This is a genomic window from Mesorhizobium sp. B2-3-13 (assembly GCF_006442195.1).
GTDB lineage: Bacteria > Pseudomonadota > Alphaproteobacteria > Rhizobiales > Rhizobiaceae > Mesorhizobium > Mesorhizobium salmacidum.
In genome coordinates, this window is the sequence record NZ_VFVQ01000028.1 from 44,989 (window position 1) to 61,803 (window position 16,815).

Consider the following 16,815-nt stretch of genomic DNA (forward strand, 5'->3'; position numbering starts at 1 on the left):
GCCGCCCGCACCGCGGACGGCGCGCTCTTGGGACTGCGCGCATGCGTGTGAATCCGGTCGCAAAAACGGTTATGCAACGGTTAGGCCTCGGCCTGATCACGTTGTTCGTCGTTTCCATCATCATCTTTTCGGCGATCGCAATGCTGCCTGGCGACTTCGCCAAGGCGACGCTCGGTCAAGCCGCTACCCCCGAAACAGTCGCGGCCCTTCAACACGAGATCGGCCTCGATCGCCCGCCAATCGAGCGCTACTTCAGCTGGATTGGTAAGATGGCACAGGGTGATTTTGGTTCCTCCTTCGCCAGCCGGACCGGCTACCGGCGAACGGTCGCGGAGATCATCGCACCACGTCTCTACAACACCATGTTCCTGGCGGTAATGACCGCGCTGGTCGCGGTGCCGCTGGCGTTGGGGTTGGGTATTCTTGCGGCCCTCTACCGCAACAGCTGGTTCGATCGGCTTGTAAACACGGTGACACTTACGACAATTTCGTTCCCTGAATTCTTCGTCGCCTACATGCTCGCCTTCCTGATCATCTCGCGCGACACGTTCGCCGGCACCGATCTCGCACAGTCTTTACCCGTCTGGCTCGCAGCTTCGATCGACTGGACCTTGAACGTCGTACCTAAGTTCCCGACCCTGGCGAATATCAGCGACCAGACTCCGTTTTGGGAGCATGTCTGGCGTGCGGCTCTGCCGTCCATCACGCTTACACTCGTCATCGTCGCTCACATGATGCGAATGACGCGCGCGGCGATCATCAACATGCTTTCAAGCCCCTATATCGACATGGCTCGGTTGAAGGGAATGACGCCAATGGTGGTCGTGCTCCGGCACGCTTTGCCAAACGCCTGGGCCCCGATCGTGACGGTTGTCGCCTTCAATCTTGCCTACCTCATCGTCGGCGTCGTGGTCGTAGAGGTAGTGTTCGTCTACCCCGGCGTCGGCCAACTGATGGTCGATGCCGTGAAATCGAGGGACGTACCAGTCGTGCAAGCCTGCGCCCTTGTCTTCGCCGCCACCTACATCCTGCTCAATCTGATCGCCGATATCATTTCGATCGCCACCAATCCGAGGCTTTTGCACCCAAGATGACAAGTGCGGAGCCCCTCATCCAGACCACGAGAGCGCCCAGGGTAAGGCGCACACGCCGATCTCGGATGAGGATAGCGCTGAAGAAGGCGCCGCTCAGTGCCTGGTTCGGCATGGTTGTAACCCTCTGCTACGTTCTGGTCGCTCTATTTGCGCCTCTCATCGCTCCTTATCGAGAGACGCAGGTCTTTAGCGAGGCATTCGCCCCGTGGAGCCACGAGTTTATGTTCGGGACTGACCAGCTCGGTCGCGACATGCTCACTCGACTCATCTACGGGGCTCGCAACACGATCGGCATCGCCGTCACCACAACTATCATATCCTTTGCAGCGGGTGTGACGCTCGGCCTGCTGGCGGCAATGTACCGGGGGTGGCCAGACCAGATATTGTCACGTGCGGTGGACGTGTTGATGTCGATCCCAAGCCTGATTTTTGCGCTGATGCTGCTTTCGATATTCGGCTCTTCGATAACCAGTCTCGTCTTGATCATCGCATTGCTGGATTCCACACGCGTGTTTCGTCTGGCGCGCGCCGTTGGCCTGAACGTAGTGGTTATGGAGTATGTCGAGGTCGCGCAATTGCGCGGCGAAGGTCCCGCATGGATTCTCCGCAAGGAAATCCTGCCCAACATCCTGCCGCCGCTCATCGCGGAATTTGGCCTGCGATTCTGCTTTGTGTTTCTGACCATCGCGGCATTGTCGTTCCTGGGCGTCGGCATACAGCCGCCATCGGCTGACTGGGGGTCGATGGTGCGGGAAAACGCAACACTGATCACCTATGGCGATGTCACGCCGCTGCTGCCGGCCGGCGCCATTGCCCTCCTGACGGTAGCGGTGAACTTCGTCGTGGACTGGTTTCTACATTCAACCAGCGGACTTCGTGATGAAAAGTAGCAGTGCCACGGCGCGCGAAAAGGGAACAGATCTTCTCAAGGTCCGGGACCTCCACGTTGAAGGCTTCTCGGACGAGCGCTGGCACCCGATTGTTCGGGGCGTCGATCTCTCGCTTAAACGCGGAGAAGTGCTTGGCCTGATCGGCGAATCCGGCGCCGGGAAGTCGACCATCGGCCTTGCGGCAATGGGTTATGCCAAGCCGGGGTGCCGTATTAGCCAGGGCTCGGTGCTGTTCGACGGTGCCGATCTTTTGTCAATGAGCGAAGCCCGCCGTCGGCGGCTCCGGGGCTCCCGCATCGCCTATGTGGCGCAAAGCGCAGCCGCCTGGTTCAACCCGGCTCACCGGCTCCTCGATCAAACCGTGGAAACGGCAGTTGCGCACGGGATCGCCAGCAGAGACAAGGCCAATCGCGACGCTATTGAGCTTTATCGACGCCTCCAGCTTCCAGAACCTGAGACCATCGGCTTCCGGTATCCGCATCAGGTGTCCGGTGGTCAGTTGCAGCGAGCCATGACGGCCATGGCCATGGCTTGCCGGCCCGACCTGATCGTGTTCGATGAGCCGACCACTGCGCTCGATGTGACGACGCAAGTGGAGGTCCTGGCCTCGATCCGCAGGATTGTCGAGGAATTCAACACAGCAGCGATCTATGTGACGCACGATCTGGCGGTGGTGGCGCAGATGGCGGACCGGATTATGGTCTTGCAACACGGACAGACTGTTGAGGAAGCCGATACGCGACAGATGCTTACGGCTCCTACCCAAGAATACACTCGGACCCTCTGGGCCGTGCGCAAGCTTGCGAAGCCGGAGATTCGGACCCAGGATCATCTACTGACCATCGACAACGTCACCGCGGCCTACTCTGGAAGGGTTAAGGTGCTCCTTGATGTGTCCATCAAGGTTCCGCGCGGCCGGACGGTAGCAGTCGTGGGCGAATCAGGGTCGGGGAAATCGACGCTCGCGCGCGTCGTTACCGGTTTGCTGCCTGCGATGTCCGGATCGATGTCATTTGATGGCAAGCCGCTTGCCCTCTTCTTGAAAGGACGTTCGAAAGACCTGCTGCGCCGCATCCAAATGGTCTATCAGTCGCCGGACAGCGCCCTTAACCCTCGCCAGACTGTGGAGGAGATAATTTCGCGTCCGCTCGAGTTCTACTTAGGCTTGAAGGGGCAGCAGCGCGACGAGCGGGTCGGCGAGCTCATGCACATGATCGAGATGGACGAAAGCTTCCTCGACAGACTGCCCGGTGAATTGTCCGGTGGCCAGAAGCAGCGGATCTGCATAGCCCGCGCGCTCGCTGCCAATCCGGAGCTCATCATTTGTGACGAGGTCACCTCGGCACTGGATCAAATTGTGCAGGAAGAAATCTTGAAGCTCCTGATGCGCCTGCAGCACGAACTCGGCATCAGCTATATCTTCATTACCCACGATATCGCGACGGTAAGAGCGATTGCTGACGAGGTCGTGGTTATGCACAAAGGGCAGGTGGTGGAGCAGGGTTTGAAAACCGAGATACTGACGCCACCCCACGCAGCCTACACCGAACTGCTTCTCTCCTCGGTGCCGCAGATGGATCCGGACTGGCTCACGGGCCTGCTTGCTCGACGGGACCCAATTTTCAAATAGCAATAGAAGCGGTACCGGCATTCGCCGACTATCTTCCGGTTCTCTGTTAGCCGAAACTCAGGGGCCATCTTCGAGCTAAGGGTTGTCGCGCCAACGGTCCCCTTCGACGCCCTTAGGAACGCGTGGTCCCGTCTTCCGTTGACTGCGATGCCATCCACCTTGATACGCAGAACGGAGTACGATCCGGACAGACGGATCCTCTCTGTATGGCTAATGACCAGCGACAAGCGTTATGATTTCGAGGATGTACCGCCCGAAACCTTTGATGCATTTCGATCCGCCTTCGCCAAGGGGCGGTACTTCAACAGCCACATCCGCAACCATTTCCGTTACCGCCGAAGCGACAGCTAACAGGCTTCAAGCGTATCCTATCTAGGGGGCGGCTTGCCACGCCTGCCTTCCATGAGTGACCGTCCGCAAGGCCCCCATGTTCGTCATCAGAGGGGAGGTGGGTCCAACCAGGCCGGAGCCAACAACCTCGCAGGATGTTCGGCAAACGCGAATTGCGAGCCTGCGGTGGGCGGTCAGGGCGGCGCGCTAAATAGCTAATGATCCACTTGCAGTGTCTCTAGTTCGCCAGATCCACCATGCGGGATCATACGAAGGATGTGGGTTGGCTAATCATCCAGTAAGCCATTGGTTTATGCGACCAGCATTCTTCCACTTCGTTGCTGTTGTGGGGAGGCGGCCTCATGTCGGCTTGTCCACCAGGGGTGTGCTCCTCGTAGGGGCCTTATAGGCGTTCACCAGCCTGACGACAGCGGCATCGACCGTGACGGGAGTCCCGAGGTTCACGGTTACACGGTTTTCCTGGATATGGGTAACGTTGCCGATCAACTCGATGTGCTGTCCCTTCTGCAGCTTCGTTGTTTGGTCCACGACCGAGTGGGGTTGCCCATAGGAGGGTATGGAAACGCTCACCCGGTCCTCAGTGACACGCTTGCGCACTGTCGCGGTGATTACGACCTCGTCGCCGATGTTGATGCCCTTTGCCATTCCCATGATTCTGGGGCGGCCAACGGCTTCGTCAAGCGAGCGGTAATGTGTCACGGCGCAGAGGAACAAACGACCGCGCGGCCATGCCTGGAAGGCATGGCGCCTCCTATCATTTGAATTGCAGCTGAGAACCGAGGATCTGCGTACCGGCATGTGTGAAGGCTGCCCACCGCAGCCGATCGGGCTTGGCGCTGCCACGTTCACTGCGCCCTTTTGGGTGGCGGAGTGGGGTGCGAAGTACGGGTGCCAACAACTCCTCCGCCGTCGCTGGAACCTTTTTCAGCGGCGCGGATTCCTCTGCATGACAAAAACCCCTGAAGTTGCCCCACCCCTTCTCGCCGAGACCAGCCCCGACCGACCTGTCAATTGCGAGGTCGCTCTGGAAACTGCCTTCGCGGCCCTTGTCGCCACCTCCACCGCCCAGGGGTGGACTCCGGAAGAGACGGCGGAGACGCTGTACAAGCTCGCTGTTGAGCATCTCGAACAGCTCAAGGCCACAGCGGCCTAATCGCTCCGGCCCCCGTCGGACCTGTCATCCCGGCTCGGCCGCCGAACCTCAACGGTAAGCAAATGCCAGCATTGTCGTGCCCCATCCGATAACAGGCAGGACAGACGAAACAACGTTACGGTACCGGCAAGCCTGTCCGAAAATCGGGTGTCACCGGAAGCGAGCGCTTATGAGCGGTGCTGAAATACGCATCAAGGATACGCCTTCGCGCCGCCTCGTTGATTTCCTTACCTTCGAGGAAATCGTCGATCTGATCATATGTGATCCCATATGCATCTTCGTCAGGACGAAGTGGGACAAGGTTCTCCAAATCTGCGGTCGGCACCTTGTTGACAAGTTCGGACGGAGCGCCCAGATGCGCTGCCAGGGCGCGCACCCTGCGTTTGTTTAGCCCGGAAAGGGGAAGGACGTCAGCGGCGCCGTCGCCGAATTTGGTGAAGAAGCCCATCATTGCCTCGGCCGCATGATCGGTGCCTATCACCAGTCCTCGGCTGCCAGCAGCGAGCGCGAATTGGGCAATCATGCGCTGGCGGGCCTTGATGTTGCCCAGCACGAAATCCTCCCGATGGGCATCCCCGAGTTCCACGCCAGCCACCTTGATCGAGTCAAGCATTGCGTCGGCCGCCGGTTTGATGTCGAGTCTGTGCACTTCGTCCGCCCCAATGGTGTCGAGTGCTCGCTGAGCGTCCCTCTCGTCGGCCTGTGTGCCGTACGGCAGCCGGACAGCAACAAACTTGGCATCGTATCCTGAGCTCCGCAGTTCGGTTACGGCTCGTTGAGCCAGAAGTGCGGCCGCGAGCGAATCCACCCCGCCGCTGATGCCCAGCACATACGTGCTGAGGCCGGCTGCACGCAGGTAGGTGCCAAGAAAGTCGCTGCGCCGGCGCGCCTCCAATGCGGCATCGAAATCCGGAGCGACGCCCAAGGCGCTGATGATCGCTTCTTGTTCTGTCATGTCGAGATATGCTCCTGTCATCCCTTGATTCATGGCAGTCGTTGGTGCCCCCGATTCAGATTTGGCAACCCGGTCTCGTTCTGCGTGGGAAAACCGGAAAATGTTTCAATAACCGAGCCCATGCCGTCAGACCAGGGCGGTCGCTCATCACCTTGGCCGAAGCGGAATTCTGGTCCTTTTAACCGTGTATCGCATCCGACCACTTAAGGGGCATCGCACCGCGTCCACGCCCAACCTCGATCGAGACGCTTGCGTGCTGTGGATCAAGCTCGCGACGGTGAAATGCGAGAGCCCTTCAGGAGACCCACGGGCCTGATTGGCCCGCCATCGTCACGCAAAGCGAGACCAGGCGCTTTGCGTTGGTTGTCGCGATCCGGGCCGAGCGTCCCACAGCAGAGGCGCCGCCCAGTTCGCTTGATCTCCCTTGCATTGCGCCAATCCGAGCGCTAGATACTGAACCACATGGTTCAGTATTTAAGAGTCCCTCTCGATACCTCGTTCGCCGCGCTCTCGGACTCCACCCGACGCGGCGTTCTCGAGCAGCTCGGACGTGCGGACGCTTCGATCACGGAGCTTGCCGAGAAATTCCACATGACCCTAACCGGCATGAAGAAGCATGTGGGCGTGCTGGAGCAGGCGGGGCTGGTTGTCACGAAGAAGGTTGGGCGCGTGCGGACCTGCAAGCTCGGCCTTGGCGGACTGGAGCAGGAGGCGGCATGGATCGAGAGATACCGGCAACTCTGGGACGCACGCTTCGACGCGTTGGACAAGGTGGTCGAGGAATTGAAACGCAAGGAGAAAGTCGATGGACAAAAGAAGAAACAGTGAGCCTACCCCCTCGAACAACCCCACGACGGTGGAACGGACGTCGGAGCGTGAGTTGGTCGTCACACGGAGCTTCAACGGTCCGGCGCGCGTCGTGTTTGAGGCCTGGACCAAACCCGAGCTGTTCAAGCAATGGTGGGTGCCGAAGTCGACGGGCATGGTGCTGCGTTCCTGCGAGATGGACGTTCGTGTAGGGGGCGGGTACCGTTTGGTGTTCGGACATGATGCCTCGAATACTGACGAGTTCTTCGGCAGGTATATCGAGGTGACACCGTACTCTCGCCTTGTTTGGAGCAATGACGAAGGCGGTGACGAGGGATCCCTCACCACGGTAACCTTCGAGGAAAAGGGGGGCAAGACACTGCTAGTCGTCAATGAGCTCTATCCTTCGAAGGAAGCTCTCGACGCCGCCGGCACCGGGGCAGCTGATGCGATGGGCGAGGCATTCGACCAACTGGACAAGCTTCTCGTCACGCTGCACGGCAGCGCCGGCCGTTCATGAAGTCTTAGATCTCGCGCTCGGCCGCATAGCCTGTCACCTGCGGTGTCCCCTAGCTCAGGGAGCGTCGAGGTCGAGCGCTTCACCGGGCATTTGGCTCGGTGCGCCTGGGCGAGGGGGCTGCCAGTTGAGGGCGGCGGCCGAGGACATTGAGGCCGTCGATGAGTTACTGAGGCCGAGCCGGCACAGGATGCTCTCGACCTTCAGCGAAGCGGCCAAGCGCAGCCCCCCGCTTGATGCCAAGGCCTGACCGACCTCCACCATTAGGTTGGCGCTAGACATCACTCAAATGAACCGCGGCGACACGAGATTGCATGGAAGACCTACGCGCAAGAACGATGCCTCGGCCAACGTGGACAGAGATCCCGACGAATGGGTGAGCGGTGATGACCCGATGACCGCCAGTGGCAACCGCCATAGCGGTTCGCGTCCCCGGGTGAGCGGCGCGTTCGATCACCCGGAGCGTTGCCGGGAAAACTTTCTACGATTCCGCTCGGAGGTGTCGTTGTTGTCCACCACGGGATTGAGCTCAGACGCAAAACTCACTCGCATGTTGCAGATCAGTCCCGATTTAAGGAACTTCAGAGTGACACGTCCTGAGGTGCGGGACGCGAATACACGCTCGAGGAGCTGCGTGCCGAAGCCCTTTCGCTCGACAGGTTCCACAGCCGGACCTCCCCGTTCGCGCCATTCTAGATCCAGCCAGCGATGCTGTTTTTGACCGAGAAGCTTCCACTGAATCGACACCGTGCCTGTATCGTTCGACAGCGCTCCATACTTTAGCGCATTCGTCGTAAGCTCATGAAAAGCAAGAGCGGCTGAAAGAGCGACGTTCGGTGGAAGCCAAACAGACTCGCCACTGATCTTGAAGCGCTCGATCGGAGCGTGTGAGCGGATTGATGTGGCAATCAGATCCTTGACGTCGGCGCCACTCCAGTTCTGCTGCGTCAGCAGGTCGTTAGCCTTGGCCAGCGAGACGAGACGGCTGGAGAGCGTGCGTCCTGCTTCGGGCAAACTTGTGGCGTTGCGGAGTGTCTGGGTGGCAATGGACTGAACCACAGCAAGGATATTCTTCACGCGATGGTTCAGCTCGTTGGTCAACAGTTTCAGGTGCTCCTCACCGCGTTTGCGGTCCGTGATGTCGAGACTGATTTGTACGGCGCCTATAATGTCGCCGGCCGGGTTGCGAATTGGACGTGCGCTGGAAAGTAGAAAGCGCTCGACCCCTGATGGCAGCGTGTAGGCGAACTCTTCATGATCGGTCAGCTGCCCGCGCATGGCGCGGCTAAGTGGGCGGTCTTCGCGGCTCACTATGTGGCCGTCCTTGACGGCCACGGTGTCGATGACGAGTTCGGGCCTGCCGAAGGACTTGTGCGCATCCGTCGGCAGGCCCATGAGTTCGGCCGCGAAGCGGTTGCGGATCACCTGAAGGGCTTTCGGATCATAAGTAAACCAGACCGCCGCCGGCGCTGTCTCCAACACCGCCTCCAACTCATACCGCCGTTCGGCGATCGCACGCTCTGCGTCCACCATCGCATGGGCGATGGTGGCGAACTCCGTAACGGAAGTCGACAGGGGTTCGACGCTGCGGCCATGACCGAGCGCCTCGGCCCGTGTCGCCAGTTCAGCGGTGGCCTGTGTAAATCTCTTGCCGACGACATATCCGAGAGCAACGGAAACAAGGAGCGACAGGAGACCTATCGCGCAAATCGCCACAAGCGAGCGCCAAAGCGGCGCCTGCGCCGCTGAAAGAGGCACGTTTGCGGTGTAGAACCAATCAGAGTACGGGGATCTGTAGTAGCCGGCCAGCAGCGTCACCCCTTCGAAGTTGTGGGACGTAAAGGAACCGGAGCGCCCAACGATCTTTGCCACGTATTCGGGCAATCCGCGCTTTCCGGTCCATTCGTCGTGCAACTTGGAACGTGCCACGTAGTTTCCGTCGCGATCTCCCACGCCCACAGTCCATCCTTCCGGTACGGCCGGCATCAAAACATCGCGGATCCGGGCAGTCGGTACAGAAAGCGAAAGAAGCAGGTCCTCCCCCTTCGGGGCGGGCACCCGGATGGCAACAGCAACGCGGTATTCGCCTGACCCCTTGCCGGTGAAAACATCGCTGACGAAAACACCTGAGCGGTTGAGTTTCTCGCGGTCAACAGCAGCTATCGGTTCCACGGACGGTAAAGCGGCGCCGTAGCCGATTTCGGTGTTCATCAGCTGATTGCGGCCAAGATCGCGCAGGACAATCGTCCGGTCCGTCCCATGGACAAGATCGAGCGCCTCGCGGTGGAAGGCTCGCAGATCGCCATTGGCGAGCGCGGCGGATCTGGAAAGGCCGTCGAGAATGGTTTGGAGATTTGCGAGCTCGCCTTCTACAACGAGCGACACCTGTCGAGCCGTTTGCACGGCATCCTGTTCAAAACGATATCGTTCATGCAGGGCATACTGGCCTAGTAAATAGCCGGCAAACAGCCAAACCGGGACAACCGCGGCGGCGATCAAACCAAGCAGGTGCGATCGAACTGATCGACGAGGCAAGTCCATATCCCGTGCCGCCTCAGGAACGCTCAACCATAGTCAGCGGGCCAGGAACAGCAAGCGTTAGTTCAAGCGAATATAGTGCCGTTGGACCCCTGGTCCGGCGAAGCGGGCGCTGTCGTCTCGCTTGCCGGCTTGCGCGGGCCCATCAAGGTCGAGCCCGGAACCGGTCCGCCTTTGCTCTTCATTTCCGCAAGCTTTGGATTGTGGCAGCAGGGTTGTCGCTGCCGAAGCAGCCATCGTGCAAACCAGAAGGGCGAAGGCGTTCAGGTGCGAGCACAATGCTAGGCAGAGACCGCCATGGACATGCAGCCTCTCTTTATCGCGAGACTGTGACGTTGGGCACTTCAGCTACGATCCTTACCCCTTGATCGGACCACTCGCGGTGTAACGACCCCTGAAGCTGTCGCCGTATTGTAGCTTCGGTCATGAGTGTCCCGAAACCCTTTCGCCGAGGCGTGGGTGGGGGCGGTCCACCGGTCTCCTGCCACTCGAGGATAAACCCATTATTCTGGGGTCTGGCTTGCCATTTGATTTGTAGCTGACCCGTCTCTTTCGAAAGCGAGCCGTGGGAAGCGGCGTTGACTGCTAGTTCATGAATGAACAGCGCCAAGGGCTGAACAGAATGCGCTGCAAGCATGACATCAGGACCATCCAGCAGAGCGCGAGACGCTCCGTACGGCTCAATCTGAGACGAGATTGTTTCCTGCAATGGAATCTCGTGCCAGCCCCGCTGCGACAACAAGCCATGCGCCCTAGCCAGGGCCTGTATGCGCCTTTGGACCGAGGCGGCATATAGCGCGGGGTCGTCAGATCTCGTCAAGCGTACGATGCTGTCGACAAGGGCAAGTACATTGTTGGCTCGATGGTCCACCTCCAAAAGCAACCGATGCTCTGACGCTTCTAGGCTCTCGATCCTGCGAAAATCTGTGCGGTCTATCTGAGATGCGAAATGGTAAACCAGACGGCCATCGTCGTCATGGATTGGACTGATGTGCAGCAGATTCCAGAACGCCGATCCATCTTTCCGGTAATTCAGCAACTCGACGTTGATCTCACGCTCCTCCTGCAATCCTGCTCGGATCTCGGCGATGGCCGCAGGGGAAGTCGCTGCGCCTTGAAGAAACCGGCAATTGCGTCCAAGCACCTCACTTGCCCCATAGCGCGTGAGGTTCAGAAAAGCCTGGTTCGCTAGTACGATAGGAAAATCTTCCTTGGTGGCGTCAGTCACCACCATCGGCATTCTCGTCCGTTGCAGGGCTATCGTAGCCAGTTCCTTTACATCAGGCATAGCCCGATCGGTAACGGCGACCGGTTCATCACCGTGGAGACCGGATGTGCCTTCCTTGTCCATCGATGTTTCCCTGAGCTGACATGAGCTCAGGAACAACGTCGATGGAACTAAAACGTTTCCCTTGGAAATGGTCAGTACACCTCACCGTCCTTCAAAGCTTCGGTGGCTGTTCGAAGGCAAAAGGTGCAATCAACTGCGGGAGAATGGCGTTTATCACCCGCCGCCATTCGGGAAGGTGTGCAATGAGGTTAGCGCATCGGGTGGGGTGGCACGGCGCCGGCACGTGGCTATTCCTGCTCCTCTGGAACATTTCAGATGCCGCACACGTTGGTTCTGATCAACCGAGGAGAAAGACCATGCACAAGGACGAAGTCAAGGGCTCAGCAAAGAAGCTGCGCGGAGAGGTAAAGGACAAGGTCGGAAAGGCAACGGGCGACGACAAGCTTCGCGCTGATGGGGCCGCCGACAAGGCCGAAGGCAGCCTGCAAAAAGGGGTTGGCAAGGCAAAGGACGCAATTCGGGACGCCTTGAAGGATTGAACGCCGAGCTTGACGACGCGGCGATGCTGCGAGGGTTCAGGTTGCTGGGCTAACCCAAATAGGAAAAGATGCCGCTTTCAGTCTTCATCAGGCCATTGAACTGCCTGTAGCACCTTTCTGCTAATCTGGACGAACTACAGCCCTCTGTTCAGGCTTGGAGAGTTCACGGAATAAATTTCGATCTATTCATACGGCCGACATCCATCTCGATTCCCGTTGCGCTCGCTCGCGCTCAGAAATTCTGAGGTCGCCGAGCTCGTCGGTGATGCCAGCCGACAGGCATTCGCTGCAATAGTGGACCTTTGCCTAGCGGCGCGTGTCGATGCTCTGGTCATTGCCGGAGATCTTTACGATGGCGACCAGACCTCGATTGTTCCCGACCTCATCCACCAGGGGGACAAGATCTAAAAAAGCCCGGCTACAAGATGTGAGACCACCATGCCCTGGAACCGTTACGAACTTACAAAATTCGCGGCCAGCGACGATCTGCATATTTGGTTGGGGTATATTATTGCAGCCACCGACTAAAGCGCGCGCTATTCGCCGGCGCACGCCAGAACCGGCCAGTCAGCTAAGCATGGCCTTTGACGATCCATACGACTTGGCGCGCTTTCGTGCCGCCCAGGAGCCGGTCTTCGAAGCCGCCCTGGCCGAGCTGCGCGCTGGCCGCAAGCATTCCCACTGGATGTGGTTTGTTTTCCCGCAGCTGCGCGGACTCGGACACTCGCCGAACGCGCAGTACTATGGCATCTCGTCCAAGGATGAAGCGCCGCGAACGCCTGCATCATGCGACAGCCGCGGCTCATCTTCGGCTCTCCAGACGATGTGAAGTTCTGCTCATCAATGACGCTGTTTGGCGAAACCGCCGGCGTCGACGGCTCAATCTTCCGCGAGGCACTAGACCGCTTCTTCGCGGCGAGCGCGACCAGCGCACGCTGGACCTGCTCTGAAACAGCTCGACGCATGCGACGGTCACGGCGATTCCTGGCAGGCAGCGTGGTTGCCGGCCAAGGCTGCAATCGTCGATGCCCTGCTGCGGGACGTGCCCGCGAAGACGTTTCGACGGCCGCCGCCTTGGCCCCGGGCTAGAGACGCCTAGCGCAGCTCTCCACCCCAGCAAAGCCGTTAGGAGCAAGAGAGCCGCCTATTTCTGACGAAGTCGAATCTCTGCCTCTTGTGCTCGGACCGCGCCAGCCGGTGAGGAGCGCCCTTGGGGGTCCTCATAGAGCTTATTGACCGCTTCATCCTGGTGGATTTCCACGCGCCGTGAAAGCCTCCTTTGATTCAGCAGAGCATAGATGATTATCAAGGCGAGGATGACAGGTCCGACGATACTCAGCGTCCAAATGGTGCCCGGTCCACTCATATAAATTCTCCTTCGCGACCAAACACCGAGCGCGGGAGAAGGTTCCCCGATTGCTGCGGCTAAGCGCACCTCTTGAGTTCGACAACTTGGACACCGAGGCGGAACGCCTGACCATCCGCATATGAGCGGGCGTACTCTTCAGCTTCGAAGGGCAACGTGAGGGAGCTGCCATAGGCGGTCACACGCACCGACCATTTCCTCTCCCGGATGATTTCAACGGCATGCTGCTCGTGCGGAGCCATGCTTTCCTCCCAGAACTTACGTTGAGGCAGCATCTATAGGTCGCAAAATTCGTTTGAATGCAAACAATCCGACATGTGGCTGTCGGAATGCCGAACCGTGCCGGAGCGTTTAGGCCGTTGTAGCCTTTAGCTGTTCGAGATGCTCAATAGCGAGCTTGGGAGCGTCTCGGCCGTCTCTTCCAGCGTCCATCCTTGGGCAATGGACGTAGCCACATCAGTCGTTCCTGCGTCTAACAAGTCTTGGCCGCCTCTTGGAGCTGAAGGTCATACTTGGATGGCGAGATGCAGTGCGACCGTCCGCGATCTGGCTGTCGGGTATCCCGCGCTGGCCTGTCTCCTCGATGGCAACCAATCGGGCGTGGGGATTTGCCACGACTGATACTCCGTCGTTCACCAGGCGCCGCTACCGCAATCTACATGGCAACAAAGGCCTCGCGCGTCGTCCGTCAACGATACCGAGATGCGAGTTGGGCGCCGCGACCGGCATCGAACAGGGCGCGATTTGCGTCCGCGACAGCGGAGAGCCTGCCCCCTTCCTCCAATGCCGGGATACAGATCGTGTCACCCTGCCGGAGGTCGGCCAGGGATGCCCGAACGACATCGGCCGGCTCCATCACTGGCACATTGGGCCTGAGGACCGGCTTGCCGTCGATGTCATGGAATTCTGTCCTGACGACTGCGGGACAAAGCGCCTGGACGCGAACACCTTTGCCTTGGAGTTCAGCCGCGAGAAGCTCGCTGAACGTCGTGACGAAGGCTTTCGTTGCGGCATAAACCGAGCGCTTCGGCAGGAACGGGAAGTTCAGGCTTCCGCTGAAGCTGAGCAGGGAAGAGACATTGACGATGGCGCCTTCGCCGCGCGAAATCATCGCAGGAAGTGCCGCATGCGACAAACGCATGACCGCAGTTATCTGCACGGCGACCTCTTCCTCGGCGCGGTCGATCGAGAGGTCGACGAACGGCATGTAGGTCTGGAAACCGGCGTTGTTGACGAGCAGCGATACGTCCCCGGACCGGATCCGCTGTTCCACCTTGTCGAGGCCTTTCGACAGCGCCAGATCGGCGACGATGATTTCCGCGGAGGCGCCGCCGGCCTCAATCTCGCGGGCTACCGACTCGAGCCGGTCGCGCCGCCGGGCGACGAGCACGACGTCGTACCCGTCGCTGGCCAGGCGCTCGGCAAAAGCTTTGCCGATTCCGGAGGATGCCCCGGTAATGACAGCGACGCCCAAAGAACCACCTCTGGAATTGTTCACGTCGTCCTCCCAATGTATCGTGACGAGAATTGATCTCCTGTTGTCCAAGATATCGCCTGCGGCCGGTTTTGTACTCACCAAATCTCGTCCTGCGCCCAGTGCGGTGCTGCTCGGCACAAAGGCTCGCCGGAATCGAAGCCTGCTGGCGCGGCAAACGCCGAGCCGGGGGCGGGAGCGTCGCCTCACCGGAAATCGTTAATCGTCCGAGATCAGCCGATAGTGAAAACGGTCCCGGATGTTGTCATTGAAGAATCGGCCTTGGCGAAGGCGTTTCGGAATGCGGTGTAGACCTCCACAGGCCCCTCGTAGTCATGGCGCTTGCCGCTCGCAACGAACCACACGGAGAAAACCTCGCTCTCGGGATCGTATTCGCTTTTGCGGATCGACGTCGAAGGCCGGGCGTCGACCTAGACGAGCGCCATCGGCATGTAGCGGATGATAACCTTGTCCTGCCGAAATCTTCGTTCGAGTTCCGCGCGGCGGTCGTGCCAGTCCGCCAGATCGATTTCCTCCGTCATCACCTCGAAGATAACGATGTCGTCTCTTTCAGATTCCGCGCCTTGCCGCCACAGGCCCTCCGCAGGCGTCTGAAGAAAAGCCGTAACGCCTTTAAATCGGCTCGCCAGTTCCTCCTTGACCCGATCGAAATCTTCCCGCGGAAAAGGCTGGCCGCCGTTGTCGGCTCGGGGAAGCAAGATCTGGATAAGGTGCATGCGGCCACTCGCTGAATGACAGTCAACGCTTACGAAGTCGACGCGTTCCTTTGTGCAAGAGGTAGGCTAGGACTTGGGCGCTACGCCTAGTTCATCAGGCCCGGCGCGCGCAGGGCGACTGGCTACATTCGGCTCCGCGCCAGATTCTCTAACGTCGCCGCGCCAGCCGGGGTGCGTCTCGACCCACAATGGCGCATCGAACGGCGGGGTGACCTCTGCTAAACGAATGTAGTTGGCGACCTAACGTCGACGTTCTGGTAGAAGGCGAGATAGCATGTAGGACAGCGGTTGGGGCCGGCAAAGGAATGGTATTGCCTGTTGGGTCGGGCGTGGGCGGCGACTGTTCGCCCGCCCAGTTAGTGGCAGCTTTTCGCGAGTTGGTGGCTGATGGTATCGCCGTCGAGGGTGGCGATTTCAAACCAGCCGATCGAGACCTGCCGCTCGAAGAGGAAGCACATCTGGGCAATGTTGTACCGGCGCGACGTCGTGAGTTTCGGGCCGGACGCCTTTATGGAAGGCAGGCCTTGCGGGGCCTGGGCATTCCTGAAACCGTGATTCCGATTAGGGCCCGATCGAGCGCCGATCTGGCCGACAGCTGTCGTCGGTTCAATCTCTTACAACAGAAGCCTGTGCGCTGTCGCCGTCGGATTGTCCGCCGATTATCTTAGCATCGGCTCGATATCGAAGAAGATTCTTCGCTTTCCGGCGAACTGGCGAAATTGCTGACGCATGCTTCGGAACTGGACGAGCGGGAGGTGATCGAAGGGCGGCTGGGCTACGATCTTCCAAAGCTTCTGTTCGTCATAAAGGAAGCTTTCTACAAAATGCATTTCCCGCTCAACCGGCGCTTTATGGCGTTTCAGGATGTTCGGATCGAACTGGACGTGGAGAGACACGCAGCGAAAGCCGTGATCGTTTCGTCAAGCCGCTTTGTGGCGGCCGTGACTTTCGACGGCCGTTTCGCCAGCAGCCATGGGACGTAGTTCTCGTGTTTGGCCTCTCCGCGCCTTGACAGCCACGCGGCCAGCAAGCACTCAGTGATCCGGGCTTGGTGCTCCAGTGGATTGAACGGTGCTGTTGCTGAATAACGTCCGTTCCCGGAGCATGATCTGATGGACAGGATACGTGGCCGAAGGCAGCGGCAGCAGCCACGGTGACCAAGACCAGCCGCATGGGCGTTCCGGAGCGTCGTCCAGTGCCTTTGCGCCACCTGTTAGCCTGATCGGCGCCTACATTAAGCTGGTCTTTGCCCCAAAGCCCGTCTCCCGGGCAGAGAATGCTTCCATTGCGGGAGAGAGTCCAGACAGCATTAGTGAATGCTAAAGAGCAGCTGGAACCTTTGTTGCCGCAGCGTTCCGCACGCGGATAGCTCAGTTTCGTATACCTGTCGCGACGGTGCCCTTCCCGAGAGATGGGTGACAGTTCATTCCGGATAGATGGGTTACACTTTCGGCCCTTTGCAAGGAGAGCAAG

The 16,815-nt window shown here is 59.3% G+C and carries 16 protein-coding genes and 2 pseudogenes; 11 read left to right on the forward strand and 7 right to left on the reverse strand.

The features are described 5' to 3' along the window. Positions 1-47 precede the first annotated feature (47 nt). The 4 genes from FJ941_RS25835 (at position 48) to FJ941_RS25850 (ending at position 3,965) form a co-directional block, all read left to right on the forward strand. A complete protein-coding gene (locus FJ941_RS25835; protein ID WP_140510073.1) occupies positions 48-1,094 on the forward strand; it encodes an ABC transporter permease in 1,047 nt (348 codons plus the stop codon). Positions 1,095-1,159: 65 nt separating this feature from the next. Beyond that, a complete protein-coding gene (locus tag FJ941_RS25840) occupies positions 1,160-1,984 on the forward strand; it encodes an ABC transporter permease (RefSeq protein ID WP_246674006.1) in 825 nt (274 codons plus the stop codon). Then, positions 1,974-3,614, forward strand: a complete 1,641-nt coding sequence (locus FJ941_RS25845; RefSeq protein WP_140510077.1) for an ABC transporter ATP-binding protein — start codon at positions 1,974-1,976, stop codon at positions 3,612-3,614. Before FJ941_RS25840 ends, FJ941_RS25845 begins: the two co-directional genes overlap by 11 nt. 147 nt (positions 3,615-3,761) lie before the next feature. Continuing rightward, positions 3,762-3,965 (forward strand): KTSC domain-containing protein, encoded by a 204-nt coding sequence (locus tag FJ941_RS25850; protein ID WP_027143699.1) that lies wholly within the window; start codon positions 3,762-3,764, stop codon positions 3,963-3,965. A 339-nt stretch (positions 3,966-4,304) separates the two neighbouring features. Here FJ941_RS25850 and FJ941_RS25855 read toward each other — a convergent pair whose 3' ends face one another. Next, positions 4,305-4,610: a hypothetical protein gene (locus FJ941_RS25855; RefSeq protein ID WP_140510079.1), complete on the reverse strand. Its 306-nt coding sequence runs from the start codon at positions 4,608-4,610 to the stop codon at positions 4,305-4,307. A gap of 301 nt (positions 4,611-4,911) precedes the next feature. Between FJ941_RS25855 and FJ941_RS25860 the strand changes: the two genes are divergently transcribed. Beyond that, positions 4,912-5,118: a hypothetical protein gene (locus FJ941_RS25860; protein ID WP_140510081.1), complete on the forward strand. Its 207-nt coding sequence runs from the start codon at positions 4,912-4,914 to the stop codon at positions 5,116-5,118. Positions 5,119-5,233: 115 nt separating this feature from the next. Here FJ941_RS25860 and nadE read toward each other — a convergent pair whose 3' ends face one another. Next, positions 5,234-6,073: an ammonia-dependent NAD(+) synthetase gene (nadE, locus tag FJ941_RS25865; RefSeq protein ID WP_140510083.1), complete on the reverse strand. Its 840-nt coding sequence runs from the start codon at positions 6,071-6,073 to the stop codon at positions 5,234-5,236. A gap of 462 nt (positions 6,074-6,535) precedes the next feature. Here nadE and FJ941_RS25870 point away from each other — a divergent pair, with 462 nt between their 5' ends. Together FJ941_RS25870 and FJ941_RS25875 are read left to right on the forward strand one after the other, a co-directional pair. Continuing rightward, entirely contained in the window at positions 6,536-6,901 is a 366-nt protein-coding gene (locus FJ941_RS25870) for a metalloregulator ArsR/SmtB family transcription factor (RefSeq protein ID WP_140510085.1), read from the forward strand. Beyond that, a complete protein-coding gene (locus FJ941_RS25875; protein ID WP_140510087.1) occupies positions 6,879-7,400 on the forward strand; it encodes an SRPBCC domain-containing protein in 522 nt (173 codons plus the stop codon). Before FJ941_RS25870 ends, FJ941_RS25875 begins: the two co-directional genes overlap by 23 nt. A 450-nt stretch (positions 7,401-7,850) precedes the next feature. Here FJ941_RS25875 and FJ941_RS25880 read toward each other — a convergent pair whose 3' ends face one another. Together FJ941_RS25880 and FJ941_RS25885 are read right to left on the reverse strand one after the other, a co-directional pair. Beyond that, positions 7,851-9,938: an HWE histidine kinase domain-containing protein gene (locus FJ941_RS25880; protein WP_140510089.1), complete on the reverse strand. Its 2,088-nt coding sequence runs from the start codon at positions 9,936-9,938 to the stop codon at positions 7,851-7,853. A 313-nt stretch (positions 9,939-10,251) separates the two neighbouring features. Then, positions 10,252-11,286 carry a PAS domain-containing protein gene (locus FJ941_RS25885; RefSeq protein ID WP_140510091.1) on the reverse strand — a complete coding sequence of 345 codons (1,035 nt, stop codon included), beginning with the start codon at positions 11,284-11,286 and terminating at the stop codon, positions 10,252-10,254. Positions 11,287-11,582: 296 nt separating this feature from the next. On the opposite strand from FJ941_RS25885, the gene FJ941_RS25890 reads away from it, so the two are divergent. From FJ941_RS25890 to FJ941_RS29090, 3 genes and pseudogenes are all read left to right on the forward strand, one after another. Beyond that, entirely contained in the window at positions 11,583-11,765 is a 183-nt protein-coding gene (locus FJ941_RS25890; RefSeq protein WP_027143691.1) for a CsbD family protein, read from the forward strand. 154 nt (positions 11,766-11,919) lie between these two features. Then, positions 11,920-12,137: pseudogene (locus FJ941_RS29550) on the forward strand (metallophosphoesterase); the annotation flags it as partial. 205 nt (positions 12,138-12,342) lie between these two features. Next, positions 12,343-12,715, forward strand: a pseudogene (locus FJ941_RS29090) (DUF1810 domain-containing protein). 475 nt (positions 12,716-13,190) lie between these two features. On the opposite strand, the gene FJ941_RS25905 reads toward FJ941_RS29090, so the two are convergent. From FJ941_RS25905 to FJ941_RS25920, 3 genes are all read right to left on the reverse strand, one after another. After that, positions 13,191-13,373, reverse strand: a complete 183-nt coding sequence (locus tag FJ941_RS25905; protein WP_140510093.1) for a hypothetical protein — start codon at positions 13,371-13,373, stop codon at positions 13,191-13,193. A gap of 446 nt (positions 13,374-13,819) precedes the next feature. Next, positions 13,820-14,629 carry an SDR family oxidoreductase gene (locus tag FJ941_RS25910; RefSeq protein WP_181169985.1) on the reverse strand — a complete coding sequence of 270 codons (810 nt, stop codon included), beginning with the start codon at positions 14,627-14,629 and terminating at the stop codon, positions 13,820-13,822. A 407-nt stretch (positions 14,630-15,036) separates the two neighbouring features. Next, positions 15,037-15,342, reverse strand: a complete 306-nt coding sequence (locus FJ941_RS25920; RefSeq protein WP_140510097.1) for a hypothetical protein — start codon at positions 15,340-15,342, stop codon at positions 15,037-15,039. A 680-nt stretch (positions 15,343-16,022) separates the two neighbouring features. Here FJ941_RS25920 and FJ941_RS25925 point away from each other — a divergent pair. Continuing rightward, positions 16,023-16,325: a 4'-phosphopantetheinyl transferase superfamily protein gene (locus FJ941_RS25925; RefSeq protein ID WP_140510099.1), complete on the forward strand. Its 303-nt coding sequence runs from the start codon at positions 16,023-16,025 to the stop codon at positions 16,323-16,325. Positions 16,326-16,815 lie beyond the last annotated feature (490 nt).

Coding starts and splice junctions, on each gene's coding strand:
- FJ941_RS25840 (WP_246674006.1), top strand. CDS start 1,160: ATGAGGATAGCGCTGAAGAAGGCGCCGCTCAGTGCCTGGTTCGGCATG.
- FJ941_RS25845 (WP_140510077.1), top strand. CDS start 1,974: ATGAAAAGTAGCAGTGCCACGGCGCGCGAAAAGGGAACAGATCTTCTC.
- FJ941_RS25850 (WP_027143699.1), top strand. CDS start 3,762: ATGCCATCCACCTTGATACGCAGAACGGAGTACGATCCGGACAGACGG.
- FJ941_RS25855 (WP_140510079.1), bottom strand. CDS start 4,610: ATGGCAAAGGGCATCAACATCGGCGACGAGGTCGTAATCACCGCGACA.
- FJ941_RS25860 (WP_140510081.1), top strand. CDS start 4,912: ATGACAAAAACCCCTGAAGTTGCCCCACCCCTTCTCGCCGAGACCAGC.
- nadE (WP_140510083.1), bottom strand. CDS start 6,073: ATGACAGAACAAGAAGCGATCATCAGCGCCTTGGGCGTCGCTCCGGAT.
- FJ941_RS25870 (WP_140510085.1), top strand. CDS start 6,536: ATGGTTCAGTATTTAAGAGTCCCTCTCGATACCTCGTTCGCCGCGCTC.
- FJ941_RS25875 (WP_140510087.1), top strand. CDS start 6,879: ATGGACAAAAGAAGAAACAGTGAGCCTACCCCCTCGAACAACCCCACG.
- FJ941_RS25880 (WP_140510089.1), bottom strand. CDS start 9,938: ATGGACTTGCCTCGTCGATCAGTTCGATCGCACCTGCTTGGTTTGATC.
- FJ941_RS25885 (WP_140510091.1), bottom strand. CDS start 11,286: ATGGACAAGGAAGGCACATCCGGTCTCCACGGTGATGAACCGGTCGCC.
- FJ941_RS25890 (WP_027143691.1), top strand. CDS start 11,583: ATGCACAAGGACGAAGTCAAGGGCTCAGCAAAGAAGCTGCGCGGAGAG.
- FJ941_RS25905 (WP_140510093.1), bottom strand. CDS start 13,373: ATGGCTCCGCACGAGCAGCATGCCGTTGAAATCATCCGGGAGAGGAAA.
- FJ941_RS25920 (WP_140510097.1), bottom strand. CDS start 15,342: ATGCACCTTATCCAGATCTTGCTTCCCCGAGCCGACAACGGCGGCCAG.